Consider the following 19,866-nt stretch of genomic DNA (forward strand, 5'->3'; position numbering starts at 1 on the left):
GTCCACCAGGAGCCTGGCCACCGGAAAGGACAACGCCCACGTTGAGAGCCTTGCCGGCCTGGGCCTTGGCGGCCTTCTTCATGCCGATGTACGGAGCGCCGTAGGTGTTCGGGAACAGGGCCTTGATCTTGGCCTGGTCACGGACGGACTGGGTGGGCTTGCCCTTCACGAGAGCAACTTTGAGAGCGCCGTCGCGGAGAGCGGCGGGGAGTTTCGGCTGGTAGGCCTTGCGAGCCTTGCCGAGGACGGACAGATTGTCAGCCATTGTTTCTTCCTTTTGAGTTTGCCCGGCGGGTTGACGCACAGGCAGGGTTAAAAAATTACGGGAGTAAATATAGAAAAAAAAGACAAGGGAGGGCTATGCCCTCCCTAAAACCCTCCCGACACTCAATACTCCGTCCGATTCTCGGGCGGAGTATTTTCGTGAGCACCTGGCGGTGCGAGAATACGAGAATGTGTTGGTTACTTAAACTGCGCGGTGATGCTTGCGGAGCCGCCGTTCAGCTGGAACTTGCGCGGGTTTTCTGTCGAACCGTCGCTCCAGCCGGTAAACACGGAGCCGTTGCTCGGCACTGCCTGCAATAACAGGTCGTTACCCGCGTAGAACTTGCCCTGGTAATTGCTCTTCGGGAGTTTCATGCCGTCAACCGTCACGCTGCCGCTCCCGCTCACGTTGATGCTCACGTTCACTGCATTCTGCAGGCCAAAGTACTGCTCCATTTCTTGGCGTACAGTCTGGGTGCGGTTCTGGGCATACTGAATAAGGTCGCTACCGTCGGGAGACCAATGGAAGCTGCCCTGGTTGCGCGGCCATCTCTGCTGGTCACGCTGTTGCTCGCTCGCAGGAATAGCAGCCATCATCTCTTGCACCTTCTTCTGCACATTTTCGTAGGTCAGGTAGTTGTCGAGCAATATACATGCGTTGTTGATGAACAGGCGCTTGAAATCGTTGTTGTCGAGAAGTTTGTTGAGCATCTGCGCGGGGCCCTGCTTTGCGCCGCCGAAGCCCCATCCGCCGCCGATATCCCAGCCGCCCATGCCGGGGAACTGGCCCTGACCAGGCTGTTGCTGGCCGGGGTTCTGCTGGCCGCCCTGCTGGCTGTTGTCCCTCGTGGCAGAGCCCAGCGCCCACTGGAACATGTTCTGGCTCGCTACGTCAAACCCGCTGATACCCGGCGAGAAACCGAATCCGTGGTCGGTATCGAACGCGACAAACTTGAACGGATTGCCGTTGCCGCCCCAGGCGCGGATGTTGTTTTCGGGCCAGTCGCCGTTGTGGAAGTAGAATTCGGCGAGCATGTACTGCGCGAAGCTGTTCATGTTGACCTTCTGCTTCATTTGTTCGTAACTCTGGTTGTTGTCGCCGGCAAAGTTGCCGTTGATAATCTGGTTCGCAATGTTCTTGTATTCGTCGGCAGAGGCCCCCTTGGTGCCGCTAGCCTCGGCGCTGTTGCCCTTGATGTTAATCATGTTGATGGACTTGCTGTCGATACCGTAGTTCGTCTCGACAAAGCTCCTGTTCAGGCGTTCGCGCAGGTCGTGAATTCCGAAGTATTCGCCGTTGTAGAACACCACCACCTGCAGGCTGCGCTGGTAATCCACGTCGGTGCCTTCCATGAGGCTCGTCATCATGGCATCGCCGATGTAGTCCGTCCAGAAACGGTTGCCGTTGTTGCGCAGGTTGAAACTCTTCATCTTCTTTGCTTCGGGGCGCGTCTTGAAGAACGAGTACTTGAGCACCTTGTCGCCCCATTCGTCGTTGTCCATCTTGATGGCGACGCTCTTCTTGGGCTTGTAGCGGCTCCAGTTACCGATAAGCGAAATGCCCGCATCGATTTCCCAAGTCTTTTCGGTGGTGGAACTGCCCTTCTCGAAGTATTCCACGTGCACGGGAAGGGAATCTTCGCACCAGAAGTTCGCCTTGAAGCAGGGCTCGGAGCACTTGGAATTGTTGTTGTCGCTAAGGATTACACCCATGCTCGTCTTGTCGAAGTTCGGGTTGTTGCAGCGGAGACTCGTCATCGGGCCTGTCGCATAAAGGCCGTCGGTAGAGTCGAACATGTCGTGGTGATTCACGGTCAAGGCAACCACCGGCATCGAGACGTTTTCGCCGATAAAGTAGGTCTGCGTCGTGGTGTCGGCGGGCTGGCCATTCACGAACTCGCTACAGCGCACCACGGTGTTCTTGGTAATCTGCATCGCCGAGGTAATCGCCTGCGAACCCTGCGTGGGGAACGATCCGTCGAACGTGCACTTGATTTCGCCACCCTTCGTGGGGGTCGGCGGTTCAATGGTCAGGTTAGAGTAGAAACCCGCCTTGGGGAGGAACGTCGCTTTTGCCTTGTGGTTGTCGTCGTATTCCTTGAGTCCGACGGAAGAAGACATGGCGATTATCTGGGCCGACGAACTCGAAATACCGGGCTGTGTCGCGCTGGAAATGCCGGGCTGGGCATTGCTTGATTGCGGATTGACAGGGCCCGTTGCGGAACTGAGCTGATTTTGTTGCCCCTGGCCCTGGTTCGGGTCGCCCTGCTGGTTGAGCGGGTCTTCCGGATTTATCACGGGGATGGAGTCCTGGATGCCTCCGTTCGGGTCGATGGGATTTGCGTTTGTGGGCTCGTCTGAACATGCTGCGAAGAATGTGGCGGCTGTTATAAACGAGAGAAGAGCGATTTTTCTTTGCATAATTGACCTTGACGCTAAAACGCCCTAAGTCCACACACCATCCCTTAAATTAAAAAGATTTCGCCAATTTTGACGATTGTTAACGGATTCTTTACAGTTTTTGGAAGGCAAAAAATGGGGTGTTTTGACGCAAATCACACTCATTTCCAAAATGGCGTAACATATCTTCCCGATAATCAAAAATGTTTATATCTTGGAGGGGCCCAAAACACGATGAAGAAAGATATATCCGAGCTGTTTACCAATTTCAGGCTCCGGAAGCGACTGCTCGCGCTTGCGGACGGTTTCATCGTCGTTATTGCGGGACTGCTCGCGAATTTCCCGATTCCCATATATGCATCGCGAATCGGACGCCCTGAGCTTTTCTCGTTCATGTCGACGTGCGTGGTATGCTGCCTTGCCGCCCTCCTCCTGGTAGGTGCATACAACAAGCTTTGGCGCTACTTCTCGCAAAAGGACTACGTGAGCTGCATTATCGGTGTCGTGCTCGGTTATTCCGTCGCTATCGGCCTCTACTATATTATTACCGGGGTCTCGTATCTGCGTTTCTCGGCGCTTTCGTGCCTGCTTGCCATTGTGGGCATCTGCCTGTTCCGTTTCGTGTTCCGCGATGCGTTCCTGACCATTGCAGAAGTCGGCCGTAATGATGCGGAACGCAAGCGCACCATGATTATCGGCGCGGGCGAGGCGGGGAAACTCCTCATTACGGAGATAAACAGGCTGCCCGCTGTGGCGGGGGCGGGGTCGCCCAAGATTGAACCCGTATGCCTTATCGACGATGATCGCAACAAGATTGGCTCTACCGTCTGCGGGGTACTTGTAACAGGCGGTACTCGCGATATCGTGAAGGTAGCGAAGGCCGAGAATGTAGAACAAATTATCTTCGCCATCCCGAGTTGCCCGCCCAAGGACCGCAAGGCGATTCTTTCGATATGCAGCAAGACGGGGCTCCCGGTCAAAGTGCTGCCGTTTATCGGTAGCCTGCTCGATACTTCAAGCATTGGCGACGGCTCTACAAACTTCGTGGAGCAGATTCGCGATATCAAGGTCGAGGACCTGTTGGGGCGTGACCCCATTACGTTTGATAACAAGGATGTCCGCGGCTATATCGAGGGCAAGGTCTGCATGGTTACGGGTGGCGGCGGCTCCATCGGCAGCGAACTCGTGCGCCAGATTGCGAAATACGACCCGAAACAGGTCGTCATTGTCGATATTTACGAGAATAACGCCTACGAGATCCAGCAGGAACTCCTTATGGAGTACGGGAATAGTCTCGACTTCGTGACCCTCATTGCGAGCGTGCGCGACTACAACCGCATGAACCAGATTTTCAAGAAGTACACGCCCGATGTGGTGTTCCATGCGGCGGCCCACAAGCATGTGCCCTTGATGGAAAATAGCCCGATGGAGGCGATTAAGAACAACGTTGCGGGGACTTTCAACGTGGCGTTCCTTTCGCTGTTCAACAAGGTCAAGAAGTTCGTGATGATCAGTACCGACAAGGCGGTAAACCCCACGAACGTGATGGGGGCGTCCAAGCGCTGCTGCGAGATGATTGTGCAGTACCTTGCCCAGCACAAGAGGAGCGGAACGGAATTTGTATGTACGCGGTTCGGAAATGTGCTCGGCAGCAACGGGAGCGTGATCCCGCTGTTCAAGCGCCAGATTGAGCAGGGAAGGCCCGTGACGGTTACGCATCCCGATATCATCCGCTACTTCATGACGATTCCCGAGGCGGTGAGCCTTGTGCTCGAGGCGGCCAGTATCGCGCACGGCGGCGAGATTTTCGTGCTCGACATGGGTGAACCCGTCAAGATCGTGACGCTTGCCGAGAACCTCATCCGCATGTACGGGAAGGTGCCTTACAAGGATGTCCCGATAAAGTTTGTTGGGCTCCGGCCTGGCGAAAAGATTAAGGAAGAACTCCTGATGGACGAGGAAGGCCTGCAAAAAACCGGCAACAAGCTCATCTTTATTGGAAAACAGCTCGAAATTGACAATGGCAAGTTTATTCCGCAGCTTCGCAAGCTCAGGGATGCGGCCTTTGCGAACGACGAGGCTGGAACCGTGCGTGCTTTGCACGAGATTGTGCCTACTTTTGTCTCCCCGGAACAGTACAACGCGACAGAAAAAGCTAAATTTGGCCAGTCTTTTTAACCTGAATATTATGAAATTACGTTTTTTTTCTGTTTTGATTTTGGGGCTTGCGGTGGTTTGCCTTGCCCAGACTGGCCTTATGGGTGGTTCCGACGGTGTCCACCAAATTAATACCCAGACGCTCGGTACGGGGCAGGTCATTGTTGGTACGGGTGGAAATTTTGCGATTGACCCGTGGGCGCTTTCGCGCGGAGGAATCTTCTACGACGATGGCGAAAGGAAAAAGCTCCAGCACCTGAAGGTTTCGGCGACAGGTAACTTTTTCGGCGCGGTCGGGCTCACCCGGTTCATCGATATCGGTGCCGCGCTCAACATCAACTACGACAGGTCGTATGCGGGCAGCTACTGGGAAGCGGCCGGCAACATCAGGCAGGGAGACCTGGACCTTTGGGCCAAGGCGCGCGCGCCCTTCTTTAGCGATTCGAGCGTGTTCAGCCTGGCCGGACAGTTCGAACTGTACCTCCCGATAGGCGTCCGTTCCATCGGTATCCGTCCTCGCCATGCGTGGTATATCCACGGGAAGGGCGAAACGCACCCCTATACGGCGGGCGAAGTGGTCGTCGGGATGAGCGCCGTGACGACTGTTGATTTGACAAAAGTGAACGTTCCCTTGCGCTGGAACGCGAATATCGGATTTGTCTATGCGAACGAGGGCTCGAATACGCTGGTTTATGGCACCGGTATCGACTGGGACATGTTCAAGTGGATGACCTCCTTTGTCGAATATAGCGGCGAATTCCGCGTAGAAAACAATGGGCTCCCGATTGATTTTTGGGAAGATCCGATGACCTTGACTCCGGGTCTCAGGTTCCATCTGCCGTGGAACCTGGAGCTTTCTGGCGGCATCGACTTCTCGGTGCGCATGCTCCGGACGCTCTATGACCGCGACAAGGAAATGAAGGATGTCGATAAGTGGACTATCGGCTACACCGACCAGAAGGGATACAAGAAGACGTATGGCTACACACCGTCCCCGACGTATGCCCTGACAGGACTCCTAACGTGGAAGTTCGGCATTGCGGACAAGGTTTCCGAACGCCAGTGCCCGCAGGGACTCCCGCCCGAAGAGCCTCGCGACACGGTGACCGTGGCCCGTACGGATACGATTGTGCATGTGGACACCGTATACACGGTCGATACGGTGGTGCAGAAGCAGTCTTACGTGAAGGTGGATTCGCTGCCGGATAGCGACAACGACGGCGTTTCGGATGACCGCGACAAGTGCCCGGATACGCCTGCGGGAATTACGGTGGATACGACGGGTTGCCCGCGCGACTTCGATGGCGACGGCGTCCCCGATCACAAGGACATGTGCCCGAACACGCAGCCGAACATCGGCGTCGATTCGACGGGTTGCGCCATGGACGAGGACCGCGACGGTGTTGCTGACACGAAGGACCTGTGCCCCGCGACTCCGAAGAACGCTCCGGTGGATACGACCGGATGTCCGATGGATTCTGACCGCGATGGCATTCCCGACTATCAGGACAAGTGCCCGAACACCCTGCGTGGCGTGAAAATCGACAAGAAGGGTTGCCCTGTCAACAAGCGTGAAGACCTGGAAAGGCTCAAGAAGGGAATCAACTTCAAGAGCGGCTCCACCGTGCTGACCAAGGCGAGCTACAGGACTCTCGATGACATTGTGAAACTGCTGACCAAGTTCGGCGACGTGAGCCTCGAAATCCAGGGCCACACCGATAACGTTGGCGGCGACGAATATAACGAGAACCTTTCGCAGGGCCGCGCCCAGTCGGCGGTTGATTATCTTATCCGCAAGGGAATCCCGGTCGAGCGTCTCCGTGCGGTTGGCTTTGGACCGCGCAAGCCCATTGCCGACAACAAGACCAAGAAGGGCCGTGCCAAGAACCGCCGCGTGGAACTGATTCCGTTCTATAAGGATGAGCCTTAAAGGAGAGTCGATGCGTTTCGAGAAGAGAGTCTGGCTTGCGAGTCCCACCATGCATGGCGAAGAACTCCGCTACATGCAGGAGGCCTATGAGACCAACTGGATGAGCACCGTCGGGAAGAATATCGACGAGGTGGAATGCCAGGTGGCCGAGAAGGTGGGCGTGAAGTATGCCGTAGCGCTCTCGGCGGGGACGGCGGCGTTGCATTTGGCTACGCGGCTTGCGGGTGTCCGTTTGTTCGGAGTGCCCAAGGCGGGCGAGGGTACGCTGCACGGGCAGAAGGTTTTCTGCAGCGACATGACGTTTGCTGCGACGCTCAACCCGGTGGCCTACGAGAATGGCGAGGCCGTTTTTATCGACAGCGAACGCGATACCTGGAACATGGATCCCGTGGCTCTAGAAAAGGCCTTCGAAATTTATCCGGACGTGAAGCTGGTCGTGCTTGTTCACTTGTATGGAACGCCCGCGAAGGTTGACGAGATTCGCGCAATATGCAAGCGTCACGACGCCCTGCTCATCGAAGATGCCGCCGAAAGCTTCGGGGCTAGCTACAAGGGAGTGCAGACCGGAAGTTTCGGCGACTTCAACGCCATCAGCTTTAACGGGAACAAGATTATCACCGGTTCCAGCGGCGGCATGTACCTTACCGACAGCAAGGAAGATGCCGACCGTGTGCGCAAGTGGAGCACGCAGAGCCGTGAGCCCGCGCCGTGGTACCAGCACGAGGAAATCGGCTACAATTACCGCATGAGCAACGTGATTGCGGGCGTGGTGCGCGGACAGCTGCCGCACCTCGAGGAACACATTGCGCAGAAGCGTGCCATTTACGAGCGATACAAGGCGGGCCTTGCCGGGCTCCCCGTGCAGATGAACCCCTATGACGCGGCGAATTCCGTGCCGAACTTCTGGCTGAGCTGCATGATTATCGACGAGAATGCGATAGGCGAGGGTAGAGGCAAGGCGACGCCCGCGAAAATCCTGGAAAGCATTTCTGCGATGAATGCCGAAGGACGCCCGATATGGAAACCCATGCACATGCAGCCTTTGTATGCGGGACATGCCTTTGTGACTGCCTCGGGAGATGACGTCGGTGCCGATATTTTCGCCCGCGGGCTCTGCCTCCCCAGCGACAACAAGATGACCCCCGACCAGCAGGAGGCCATCATCGCTGCCATAAGGGAATGCTTTGAATAGCCTCCTTTTTATGTTTTTGGGGGCAAAAAGCCAGCAGGCCGTGTTGTACAAAGCCGACGTTTATATTATATTAGGTTGTAATGCGAATCTTTTTTGCAATGGTGATATTCGCATTGGTCACTGGGAGGTTCTGTGACGGCGCTTGAAAAAATGATTTCCGCAGGGGAAAACAGCAAGGTCGAATTCAAGTCGTCTTTCAATCAGGAGACGATAAAGCCCGTGGCGGTCCAGGGGCGTTGCTTTATGCGGCGCGAGAACAGTAACCACGTTATGTCTCCCGTCGAAATAAGCGATGCCATGCTGCAGACGCAAAACTCTAGCTGGGATTATGTGCTTGATGAATCCGGGTCAATGGAAGACGTTTCTCTGGAAAAAATAGAACGGAGCATCGAACGCATAAATTCACGCGGATACCACCTGCCGATGGACGCGGTCGAGTTCTTGCGCAAGAACCGTCTGTTGCGTGACGATAAGTTGACCTTTGCTGCCGAGATGCTGTTTGCCAAGGATTGGCACATGAACACTGCCGTACAGATGGGCTTTTTCCAGTCCCCGACAATCATCAGGGACAGGGACGAGGCCCATGGCGACCTGGTAAGCCAGGTGGAGCAAGTTTTCGGGTTCGTGAAAAAGCATATAAACTGTGCCGTCGTGATAAGCGGCAAGCCGGAAAACGACCTTGTGTGGGATTACCCGCTGGATGCGCTCCGTGAGCTTGTACTGAACATGATTGTGCATAGGGATTACCGCTCCCCTTCGGAATCCTGCGTCAAGGTGTTCCAGGACCATATCGAGTTTTTCAACCCTGGCAAGCTGCCCGACGACATGACCGTTGACGACCTGGTTAACGGCCGCTATCTCTCCACGCTGCGCAACAAGGCCATCGCAAACCATTTCCACCAGCTCGGCGAAATAGAAAAATACGGTTCCGGAGTGACCCGCGTGATAAGGCTTTTCAGGGCGGCCGGACTGCGTGACCCGAAATTCGAGATGATGGGCGCCGGAGTCAGGGTGACCGTTTTTGCCCGCGATGCTGACAAGCATGAGAACTACCGGAATACTCCGGAAACTACGGAGAAAGTTACGGAGAAAACTACGGAGAATACTACGGAGAAAATTTTAGAGGCTCTCCGCAGGAACCCCGATGCCACAACTCAGATGCTTGCGGAACAGTTCGGAATAACCGCAGACGGTGTTTATTGGCATGTGAAAAAACTCAAGACGCAGGGGAAAATCCGTCGTATTGGTGGTGACCGCGGCGGCCACTGGGAGGTTCTTTCCTGATGTACCCCCGCTTCCTGAAACGTTTCTTCGACTTTTGTTGTGCTCTAGCGGCAATCTGCTGCCTGAGCCCGCTGATGCTCGTGCTCACGGTCGTTGGCGCGTTCAAGATGAAGGGGAATCCGTTCTTTACGCAGCCTCGCCCCGGTAAAGACGAAAAAATCTTTAGGCTCGTCAAGTTCCGCACCATGACTAATGCGCGCGACGCTTCTGGAAAACTGCTCCCCGATGACGTGCGCCTTACCGCGTACGGAAAGTTCCTGCGCAGTACCAGCCTTGACGAACTCCCCGAACTATTCAACATTTTAAAAGGCGACATGGCGGTAATCGGCCCGAGACCCCAACTCGTGCGCGACATGGTCTTTATGACCCCCGAACAGCGCAAGCGCCACACCGTGCGGCAGGGCCTGAGCGGGCTTGCCCAAATCAACGGCAGGAACGCCGTGACTTGGGAAAAGAAAATCGAGTACGACCTCGAGTACATCAAGAAAATCACCTTCCTGGGTGACGTGAAGATAATACTCACTACGCTGAACAAGGCCTTTATCAAGCGTTCCGACATCACCGAAGAAGGCTCCGACACCGCGACCGACCTCGGCGACTACCTGCTGGCAAGCGGCCGCATCACCCGCGAGGAATACGACCGCGGCCAGGAAGAAGCGAAGAGACTGATAGCGGAGGCGAAATAGCATGTCCGCTTTGGTGTCGATTATCATGCCCAGCTATAACACGGCTCCGTACATTGCCGAGTCCATCAACTCGGTTGTTGCTCAGACCTATGCCGACTGGGAACTGATTATTGTTGACGATGCCAGCTCCGACAACACCGACGAAGTTGTTGCTCCCCTTTGTCATCCCCGCGAACTTAATTGTCATCCCCGCGAAGGCGGGGATCTCTCTTCAAAAATCCACTACCTAAAAAACGACCGCAACCGCGGTGCCGCCTACAGCCGCAATCGCGCTCTCCGCGAGGCAAAGGGCAGGTGGATAGCCTTCCTTGACAGCGATGATATCTGGACACCCGACAAGCTCGAAAAGCAGATTGCCTTCATGGACAAGAATGGTTATGCCTTCAGCTATACGCGCTACGAGGAAATGGGCGAGGACGGCAAGCCCACGGGAACGGTTGTCGGTGGCCCGAATCGCATTACCAAGACGGGAATGTATAACTATTGCTGGCCCGGATGCCTTACCGTGATGTACGACCGCGAGGTGGTGGGCGATATCCAGATTGCCGAAATCCAGAAGAACAACGATTACGCCATGTGGCTGAAAATCTGTCGCAAGGCCGACTGCTACCTCCTGGACGAAAACCTGGCCCGCTACCGCAAACGCGGCGGATCGATAAGCAATCATAGCTATACGTCACTCATCAAGTGGCACTACAAGCTCTACCGCGAAGCCGAAGGAATGAACCCGGTCGCATCCCTGTTTAATACAGGCCGAAACCTCTTCTTTGGCGTGTGGAAGAAGGTTAAGTACGTGGGGATGTTTTAGAAGTTGTTAGGGATATATGTATGAGACTGTGTTTTTTTTATGATGACATAACGCATACCGGAGGAATCGAACGGGTGATATCTCTCCTTTGCGCCCAGTTCACTACTAGTCATCGTGATTTAGACATAGAAATCGTTTCTCAGTTCAGGTCTAGTAAGACTCTTGCTTATGATTTCCCGGGAACCAAGATAACCTATCTCTCGGAAAAGAATTACGATGCCAAGCCGCATTCGCCGCAGCGAATGTTCCGCATTCTAGGCAATGTCCTCAATGTCCGCAAACATTTCAAAAAGAATAAATACGATGTGATTGTGGGGCAGGCCTATCCCAATATGATACTTCTCTATTTGGCCGGAGTCAGCCTGAAAAATGTCGTTGCCGCGGAGCATGTGTATTACGGATATTACGGGAGCCTGCTACAAAAACTCCGGTTGCATATCTACAAGAAATGCAGTAAAGTCGTGGTCCTGACATCCAAGGACAAGGAATGTTACGACAAATTCTTCCCCTCGAAGCATACTTGCGTTATCCCGAATCCCGTTGTTCTAACAGAAACCTACACATCGCCTTTAGATTCTAAGACAATTGTTGCCATAGGCCGAATTCAGTATCAAAAGGGGTTTGATACCTTAGTAGACGTGTTTAACCGGGTTCACGAGAAATATCCCGATTGGATAGTCAAGATATATGGGGATGGAAATCTCAGGAAGGAACTTGAACAGCAGATTTCCAACTCAGGCCTTAACGGCGTCGTCAATCTGATGGGGCGTACCAACGAAATCCACAAAAAGCTCCGCGAGGCCGCGTTTTTCGTCCTATCATCGCGTTTCGAGGGCTTCTCGATGGTGCTTGTCGAGGCTCAGTCCCAGGGTGTCCCTGCAGTGAGCTTTGATTGCCCGAACGGCCCTTCCGATATCATTGAGAATGGCGTTAATGGAATTCTTGTAGAAAACCAGAACAAGGATGCGCTCTACGATGGAATCAGCTATATGATTGAGCATCCCGAGCAGCGCAAATCAATGGGGAAGAATGCCGTTGAAAACGTTGGCCGGTTCAGTTCGGTCGTAATCTGCAACATGTGGAAAAAACTGTTCGAAGGGATTGTTGGCTAGATGAAATACTTGATGGTCGACATATCCGGCAAGATTCCCAGGTACGACATCGCACTATGCGAAGCGATGGCGTCTTGTTTCGGCGAAAAAGACGACCTGACATTTTTGGCTGTAAATGTCGACCCGAAAAGTATCGCCTGTAAGGCAAAAAAACTGGTGAGCTTTGTTCCGCAGAGAATGCAGAATAGCGAAAATAAGTTTAAACGCTTTGCTAAGGCCCTGGAAGGACTTGTTAACTATTTGTTTTTGGCCATTTATGTATTCTGGAAACGGCCTTCCATAATACACTTTCAGTGGCTTCCGTTCCTAGAAATTTGTTCAATTGAACGCTTTTTTTTACGGTTAATAAAGTTATGTTCCCCGAAGTCAAAAATTTGGCTAACAATACACAATATCTACCCGCATAATGCCGACGATCGGGCCCGCAGTCGGTTTAAATCCCGTTTTGCTGCAGTTGAAAGACTTATAGATACCTTCGTTTTACACCTGGAATGCTCAAAACAGGAATTTTGCAGGGATTTTTCAATTGACGGATCCCGTTGCAAGATTTTCCCGCATGGCGTCTTTAAGCCCCAAAACGCAAATATTGCCCATCACGAACGCGGAGAAAAACTTCAGCTAGTGATGTTTGGCAACCAAAGCTATTACAAGGGCACGGATATCCTTGTAGACGCAATAGCGTTGCTACCCAAAGATATCCAGAGCCGGATTCATACGACAATTGTGGGGCAGACTTCGGAAGAATACCAGAAGGTTTTGCGGAAAAAATCAACTGGTTTGGACATTGATCTTATCCTAAAGCGGGTTTCGGACGAACTTTTGGACGAAATCATCCTCAAATCGGACGTTCTTGCTTTCCCTTACAGGGAAATAACGCAAAGCGGTGCTCTTTTGCAGGCTTTATTTTTTGAAAGGCCCGTTATTAGCTCGAATTTACCTAGTTTTAAAGAAACATTGGCTGGATTCGGCGAAGAAATGTTCTTTGAATCGGGAAATGCGGAAAGTTTATCAAATTTGCTGAAAAGATTGGTGAATCCATCGTTTGATTTTGAAAAACAACGAAAACTATGCGAGGCGCTAAAGGAACGATATTCTTGGAAGAATATCGCCATGATGTATAGACAGGGTATTCAATGCGTTTAGTTTCGGTGTTTCCATATGCGTATATTGTGGCATGGATGCTGTTGGCATTCTTGCCGTACGTGTACTATTCCACCAAGGCTTATGTTGCATTGTTGTTCTTTTTGGGCTTATCTTCTGTTGCCTATACATGTTACTTTGTTGCACACTATAAATTGATTCCTTATTTTAAATGTCTTTTGGTCTTTGTAGGTTTATTGTCTATTTATGGATTATATCATCTTATTGTAGGCGAAAATGTCTTTTGGGTCGCAGGAGATTTTTTTGTTGAAAAGAGTCGATATCTACTGTGGCTTTTTATTTCGATGTTGACCGTAGTTCCGATCTATATTTTTACATGTAAGGGAGTGCTGAATGAACGACTTTTGAAAAATCTTTTTTTTGTGATGCTTGCAGCTTCTGTTCTTGCATTTCATGTGACAAATCAGCAACTATTGATAGAAGCAGCACTTCTTGATTCAGGACAAGAAGAAGTTACAGTTACTGCTGTATACACTTTTTTAAGTCTCTTGCCGGTAATCTTGCTGTTTAGGAGAAAACTCCTGTTGCAGTTTGTTCTAATTTTTGTGTTCTTTGTGTTCTTTATATTTAGTGCAAAGAGGGGCGCTATCTTACTTGGTAGTATTTGCATCCTGTTTATGATATGGGGAATTCTTTCTAATTATTCTATAAAAAAGAAAACGATTTTTTTCCTATTTTCGCTAGTTCTCTTAGTGTGCTTGTATAAGTTTACTATACATCAATTGGAAATAAGCCCTTATCTGGCTTCGAGATACCAAGATACATTGGAAGGGAATACAAGCCAAAGGGATGTGTATATGGCAACGATTTTCGAATATATAGAGAATAATTATTCGATACGTTCTTTTTTGTTTGGTATTGGAGCTCAGGGAACGCTTTCAGTAAATGTTTCATTTGCTCATAATGATTGGGTGGGAATTTTTTTGGAACAGGGTTTGTTTGGCCTTTTGTCTTATATTGTTTTTTGGGTGGGCTTTATTTATACATGGATTAAGGCTTGGAACCATAGTAGGGAAGCCTTTGTGGCTATAGGGTCACTTGTGATTATTGGCTTTGGAAAGACTCTTTTTTCTATGTTCTATTTGCCGGTCACGGAAATAATGATAATTTCGTCCGGTTTTTATTCAATTGTCCTAGGGTATTATCTTGGAAAAACGTTCCCTCAGTATAGTACCGAAGAAATACGGGCATTAAAGCAAGAAAGGGATGAGGTCAGATAGAGTTATGCTTGTCAGTATTGTTGTCCCTGTATATAAAGTTGAAAAGTATCTATCGAACTGCATAGAAAGCATATTGCAGCAGACATTTAAAGATTTTGAGCTGATTCTTGTTGATGATGGCTCGCCAGATAATTGTGGCAAAATTTGTGATGAATATGCCCGAAGAGATTCTCGTATAAAAGTTATTCATCAGGAAAATGGGGGCCTTTCTGTTGCAAGAAACTGCGCTATTGAAATAGCAATGGGCGATTATTTGACCTTTATTGATAGCGATGATTTTGTCTTACCGCATTATCTGGAAAAAATGGTCAATGCAAGCCAAGTAAATGGTGCAGATATATCTGTCTGTGGTATAGTGCGCTGCTTGTCATCTGATTCGTTGGCAGATATTGCAGAAGATTCTTCGAGGAATGGTACTGAGGTCTTTGTTGATGACAAGATGGAGATCTTTTTCACCACAAAGAAGATTAATACCACTGCATGGGGAAAACTTTATAGAAGTTTTATATTTAAAATGATAAAATATCCTATCGGTAAATATCACGAGGATGTTTTAACAACATATAAGACGATACATTTGGCAAATAAGATTGCAGTTTGCGACTATCAAGGGTATGTCTATCGAAAAAATGAGGAAAGTATTGTCAATGAGTCTTATTCTTCAAAAAAATGGCATGCGATTGAGGCTTGTGTAGAAAGAGCCGAGTTTATAGAACGCTACTACCCGAAACAAAAAAAATACGCATATCGTGCCATTGTTTATTATTGCAATCAGATACTCATTTCCATGGCCAAATCGTGTGTTAAGGATAAAGAATCCTTTGCTCGTCTGCAAAAGCTGTACCGCAAGTATCTTTGGTTCTATATCTTTCACAAGAGTGCTTTTCTCGGCAAGTGTTTTGCTCTTATTTCGTTCGTGAATGTAAAGATAACCTATTCTTTGACAAGGCTTTTTAACGTTTGAATATGCCCAAGATATCTGTAATTGTCGCTATATATGCCGCCGAAAAGTACTTAAGGTGTTGCTTGGATAGTCTGCTTAACCAGACTTTTCATGATTTTGAAATTATTTTGGTGGATGATGGCTCTAGGGATGGTTCAGCTCAGATTTGCGATGAATATGTAGCGAAGGATTCCAGAATAAAGACTATTCATAAGGAAAACGGCGGTGTTGCGTCTGCAAGGCAGTGTGGCTTAGATAATGCCGTAGGGGAGTTTGTAATCCATGTGGACCCCGATGACTGGATTGATCGGAAAATGCTTGAAGAAATGTTGCAGAAGGCAATGGAAGATTCCTCGGATATGGTTATTTGCGATTTTATGAAACATGAAGATGGAAATTGCGAATGCCTCTATCAAAAACCTAAATCGCTCGAATCACAAAGTGTCATGCGAGAATTTTTTCGTGATTTGCATGGTTCTTGTTGCAATAAGCTTGTACGGCGAAACCTCTTTGAGAAGCATAGGATTGCTTTCCCGCAGGACATGATTGTTTGGGAAGATCTGTTCGTGTGTGTAATGCTTACGATGCATAATATTCGTATTTCTTATATACCTAAACCTTTCTATCATTACATGTGTTCCGTCAATGAGAATAGCATTGTCAATACAGCATCGAAGAGAAAACTAGATTCTATGCTTTCGTTTATTCAGTATTTTGAAAAGTTGGATGATTTTGATAAATCTCTGCTGGATAGAAGAAAAATAGATGTTAAGAGACTCGCTTTCATGATGGACGAAATTTCAAGAAAAGAATTTCGTGAGATTTGTCCTGATGTTAATGAGTTGTTTGTCACTAAATTTGAAGGATTCAAGAAGATAGATTCTTTGATTCGTTTTGCTTTGATGTATTCGTGGTTTTTGTCGCGTTTGGTTCTTTTTGCATGGCAAAAGAAACGTTATTTTTCTAAGGCTTTATGAAAATCGGAATAGTCACACAGCCACTTTTGAATAATTATGGGGGCATAATTCAGAATTACGCCTTGCAGAAGGTGCTAAAAAGTCTTGGACATGAGGCGGTTACATTTGATTGTCGCTATAAACCGATCCCTTGCTGGATTTACTTGTGCTCTTGGCTCAAGACGTTATTTTGTTTCTTTGTTCCTGACAAAAGAAGGCCTTTTGCCAAGATTACTCCAGTTGAGAAAAGAAGGGAATGTTTTGAAGATTTTGTTTCGAGAAACATTTCCAAAACGAAACCATTGACATCTCTTTCTCATAATCTTGAATTGGCAAATCAGTTTGATGCTATTGTTGTTGGTAGTGATCAGGTTTGGCGTCCCAAATATGCCCCCGATATTGATGAGGCTTTTTTAGGTTTTTTAAAAAATGATTCAATTCGTAGAGTGGCATATGCTGCGTCATTTGGAGTTGATGAATGGGAATACACCGCAAAACAGACTAAAGAATGTTCTGCATTAGCGAAGAAATTTAAGGTAATTAGTGTCCGCGAGGAGTCCGGCGTAGATTTGTGCAAGAAGAACCTTGACGTCGATGCCACGTGGGTTCTTGACCCGACATTGCTGCTTCAGAAAGAAGATTACCTGAAGATTTGCGAGAATGTCCCAGTGTCATCAAAGCCGTACTTGGCGGCCTATGTCCTGAACATGAACGATTCCATCCGCAAAGAGTGCGAACAGACCGCCACCGAAAAAGGGCTGGAACTGAAAGTATTTTCTGCAGATGCGCAAGCTTCGCTCTCTGTCCCGGAATGGCTCGCCATGTTCCGCGATGCTTCCTATGTAGTTACCGACTCCTTCCACGGTACAGCATTTTCCATCATTTTCGGAAAAGACTTCAAGTGTCTATACAACGAGACCCGAGGCTCGGCCCGTTTTGAATCCTTGCTGAATTTGTATAATTCCAGAAAACTGGAAGAAATGCGCCAGTTCTCCCTGAACTGGCTGAAAAACGCCCTGGAATCGTAAATGCCCAAGTCCCAACTCAAAATAGGCGCGCTGCTTTCTTACGTGGTACTGGCCCTCCAGAATCTCGTCGGGCTTGTGTATACGCCGTTTATGCTGCGCATGATGGGCAAGTCCGAGTATGGCCTATATTCCATCGCGGCATCGATTGTCGCCTATTTGACCATCCTAGACCTTGGATTCGGCAATGCCATCGTGCGTTACACCGCAAAGTACCGTGCGGAGGGCAAGCAAGAAGAACAGTACAGGATGTTCGGGATGTTCTTTCTGCTCTATTGCGGGATAGGCATCATTACCATTATTGCGGGCGGCGTCCTTTACTTAAATGCAGAAAAAATATTCGATGCGTCAATGACAGCAGTCGAGCTGCAGCGAACCAAGTGGATCCTTGTGCTGATGGTCATAAACCTGGCCATCACTTTCCCGTTCAGCCTTTTCGGCTCCATCATCACGGCCTACGAGCAATTCGTATTCCAGAAGGTCATCGCCATTGCACGCATAGTCCTGAATACTGCGACGATGGTCGTCTTACTGACCATGGGTTACAGGGCCGTCGCCATGGTTGTCGTGGCCACCATTTTCAACGTGGTCACCTTGGGAATGAATTTCTGGTATTGCAAGCATTACCTGAAAATCAAGCTGAAGTTCGGCAAGTTCCAGTGGGGCTTCCTAAAAGAAGTCTCCATTTACTCCTTCTGGATTTTCCTGAACGTGATTATGGACCGCATCTACTGGAGTACGGGGCAATTCGTACTCGGGGCCTACGCCGGCACAGCCGTAGTCGCAGTTTACGCCGTAGCAATACAGCTGCAGCAGATGTACATGAGCTTTTCTACGGCAATCAGCGGCGTTTTCTTGCCCAAGGTTACCGCCATGGCGGTTAAGGATTCCGACGGCAAGGCCATCTCTGATTTGTTTATCAAGACGGGTCGAATCCAGTACTGTATCATGGCCCTTGTCCTTACGGGGTTCTTCTTGTTTGGCCGCCAGTTCATTCGGCTGTGGGCAGGGGAGGGCTACGACGACGCCTATACCATAGCACTGCTGTTCTTCGTACCCCTGACAATACCCCTGTGCCAAAACCTGGGCATCACGATTTTGCAGGCCCGCAACCAGATGAAGTTCCGCAGTCTGCTATACCTGCTCATATCGTTGGCAAGCCTTGGCGCACAAATCCCGCTCTCGAAATACTATGGAGGCATAGGGTGTGCTATAGCCATTGCCGGAGCATTGACTTTAGGGCAAATCATCATCATGAACGTGTATTATCAGGCCAAGCAAAGAATCAATATTGTCCGTTTTTGGCTTGAAATTCTTAAAATGTCAATTGTTCCGGCCAGCTTGACCGTGGCGACTTACTATGCATTGCAACAATTCTCCCTGGATTCCGTTCTGAAGTTGTGTTTAGGCATTTTCCTGTATCTGTTGGTCTATTTGCCCTTGTTCTTCGCCCTTTCCATGAATGCCTATGAACGTGATTTGATCTTGCAACCCTTAAAAAGACTGCTGAAGAGGGCCTAGATGAATATACCAGTTAAAAATTGTTCCTCTTGCGGAGCCTGTGCCAACGTATGTTCGCACGGATCCATTGCTATGCAGCTGGACAAGGATGGCTTCTACAGGCCGGTGGTAGATTCAACAAAGTGCGTTAAATGCGGCCTGTGCGAAAAGACTTGCCCCTGGGAAAACGAAGTGCTCAACCCCAACGGGAGCACCAAAACCCCTAAAACCATTGCGGCGTACGCCCTGGACGAAGAAATCCGTATGCAGTCTTCTAGCGGAGGCATCTTCACAGTCCTGGCGGAGAAGATTCTAGAAGATGGGGGCGTCGTCGTTGGCGTTGCCCAGCTAAGTTCGACCCGCTTTGGCCATATTGTCGTGGACAACAAGGCCGATTTATCAAAACTGCGCGGCTCCAAGTATGTGCAAGCGGATGTCGGGACCATATACAGGGATGTTCGTTCATTGCTAAAATCTGGCCGCAAGGTCCTTTTCTCGGGCACTCCTTGTCAAGTGGCGGGGCTGTATGCTGTATTGGGAAAGATGGCTCAATCTACAGATTTGATTACCGTGGACATTGTTTGCCATGGTGTGCCGAGTGTGAAGGTGTTTGAAAAGTATTCCAACGAATTGGAACAAACTTTTAAATCGTCGCTAGAAAGAGTTGCTTTCCGAGATAAGGATTCTGGGTGGAGCAGCTACTCTTTACAGTATCAATTTGAAAATGGGAAAACTTTTGTAGAAGGTAGTGAACAATCTGTATATATACAATTATTCCTAAAAAATATTAGCCAAAATATATCATGTGCCGATTGTCGATATCGTAAGTTGCCTCGTATTGCGGATATTACCTTGGGTGATTTTTGGGGAATATCAAATTTCCATCCGGAAATGGATGATAATAAGGGAACTTCAGTTGTGCTTTTTAATACAGAGTGTGGCAAAAGTCTTTTTCATGCTGTGATTTCGAACGTGGCGCACTGTATGTCGAAGCTTGAGTATGCTGTAGCAGGTAATCCTTGTATAATAAGGTCTGGTGGCCAGCATCGTATGAGAGCAGATTTCTTTAAACAGCTAGATAATGAATCTTTGAATGAACTCGCAAGGTGCTTTTTGAAAAAAGAATCTTTCTTTAGTGTGTTTTTTTATGCTTTCGTGGGCAAATTTAAGCGATTTATGCATCGAAAAAGTGCTTTTTAATGTATTTTTATAAAAGAGATTAGGCATA

At 49.4% G+C, this 19,866-nt stretch carries 15 protein-coding genes and 1 pseudogene; 14 read left to right on the top strand and 2 right to left on the bottom strand.

Annotated elements, in window-relative coordinates; genetic code table 11:
- A pseudogene (locus B2310_RS07115) lies at positions 1-265 on the bottom strand (diphosphate--fructose-6-phosphate 1-phosphotransferase); the annotation flags it as partial.
- 197 nt (positions 266-462) lie between these two features.
- Positions 463-2,685, bottom strand: coding sequence for a CotH kinase family protein (locus B2310_RS07120; RefSeq protein ID WP_290729989.1), 2,223 nt, complete (start codon positions 2,683-2,685; stop codon positions 463-465).
- A 213-nt stretch (positions 2,686-2,898) separates the two neighbouring features.
- Here B2310_RS07120 and B2310_RS07125 point away from each other — a divergent pair, with 213 nt between their 5' ends.
- The 14 genes from B2310_RS07125 (at position 2,899) to B2310_RS07190 (ending at position 19,838) form a co-directional block, all read left to right on the top strand.
- Positions 2,899-4,842, top strand: a complete 1,944-nt coding sequence (locus tag B2310_RS07125; RefSeq protein ID WP_290729991.1) for a polysaccharide biosynthesis protein — start codon at positions 2,899-2,901, stop codon at positions 4,840-4,842.
- Between the two features lie 10 nt (positions 4,843-4,852).
- Entirely contained in the window at positions 4,853-6,751 is a 1,899-nt protein-coding gene (locus tag B2310_RS07130) for an OmpA family protein (RefSeq protein WP_290729993.1), read from the top strand.
- A 10-nt stretch (positions 6,752-6,761) separates the two neighbouring features.
- Positions 6,762-7,943, top strand: coding sequence for a DegT/DnrJ/EryC1/StrS family aminotransferase (locus tag B2310_RS07135; RefSeq protein ID WP_290729995.1), 1,182 nt, complete (start codon positions 6,762-6,764; stop codon positions 7,941-7,943).
- Positions 7,944-8,075: 132 nt separating this feature from the next.
- Entirely contained in the window at positions 8,076-9,227 is a 1,152-nt protein-coding gene (locus B2310_RS07140) for an ATP-binding protein (RefSeq protein WP_290729997.1), read from the top strand.
- Positions 9,227-9,913, top strand: coding sequence for a sugar transferase (locus B2310_RS07145; protein WP_290729999.1), 687 nt, complete (start codon positions 9,227-9,229; stop codon positions 9,911-9,913). Before B2310_RS07140 ends, B2310_RS07145 begins: the two co-directional genes overlap by 1 nt.
- A 1-nt stretch (position 9,914) precedes the next feature.
- The gene (locus B2310_RS07150) at positions 9,915-10,721 is read left to right on the top strand and encodes a glycosyltransferase family 2 protein (protein ID WP_290730001.1); all 807 of its coding nucleotides are present in this window, start codon (positions 9,915-9,917) and stop codon (positions 10,719-10,721) included.
- Positions 10,722-10,741: 20 nt separating this feature from the next.
- Positions 10,742-11,833 carry a glycosyltransferase family 4 protein gene (locus B2310_RS07155; RefSeq protein WP_290730003.1) on the top strand — a complete coding sequence of 364 codons (1,092 nt, stop codon included), beginning with the start codon at positions 10,742-10,744 and terminating at the stop codon, positions 11,831-11,833.
- Positions 11,834-12,976: a glycosyltransferase gene (locus B2310_RS07160; RefSeq protein WP_290730005.1), complete on the top strand. Its 1,143-nt coding sequence runs from the start codon at positions 11,834-11,836 to the stop codon at positions 12,974-12,976.
- Positions 12,977-13,011: 35 nt separating this feature from the next.
- Positions 13,012-14,214, top strand: coding sequence for an O-antigen ligase family protein (locus B2310_RS07165; protein ID WP_290730007.1), 1,203 nt, complete (start codon positions 13,012-13,014; stop codon positions 14,212-14,214).
- Between the two features lie 4 nt (positions 14,215-14,218).
- Positions 14,219-15,178, top strand: a complete 960-nt coding sequence (locus tag B2310_RS07170) for a glycosyltransferase family 2 protein (protein ID WP_290730008.1) — start codon at positions 14,219-14,221, stop codon at positions 15,176-15,178.
- 2 nt (positions 15,179-15,180) lie between these two features.
- Positions 15,181-16,134, top strand: a complete 954-nt coding sequence (locus tag B2310_RS07175) for a glycosyltransferase family 2 protein (RefSeq protein ID WP_290730010.1) — start codon at positions 15,181-15,183, stop codon at positions 16,132-16,134.
- Positions 16,131-17,141: a polysaccharide pyruvyl transferase family protein gene (locus B2310_RS07180; protein ID WP_290730012.1), complete on the top strand. Its 1,011-nt coding sequence runs from the start codon at positions 16,131-16,133 to the stop codon at positions 17,139-17,141. Before B2310_RS07175 ends, B2310_RS07180 begins: the two co-directional genes overlap by 4 nt.
- Positions 17,142-18,659 carry an oligosaccharide flippase family protein gene (locus B2310_RS07185; RefSeq protein ID WP_290730014.1) on the top strand — a complete coding sequence of 506 codons (1,518 nt, stop codon included), beginning with the start codon at positions 17,142-17,144 and terminating at the stop codon, positions 18,657-18,659. It abuts the gene before it with no gap.
- A complete protein-coding gene (locus tag B2310_RS07190; protein ID WP_290730016.1) occupies positions 18,660-19,838 on the top strand; it encodes a Coenzyme F420 hydrogenase/dehydrogenase, beta subunit C-terminal domain in 1,179 nt (392 codons plus the stop codon).
- Positions 19,839-19,866: the final 28 nt, after the last annotated feature.

The sequence above is a fragment of the Fibrobacter sp. UBA3629 genome (assembly GCF_002374005.1).
GTDB lineage: Bacteria > Fibrobacterota > Fibrobacteria > Fibrobacterales > Fibrobacteraceae > Fibrobacter.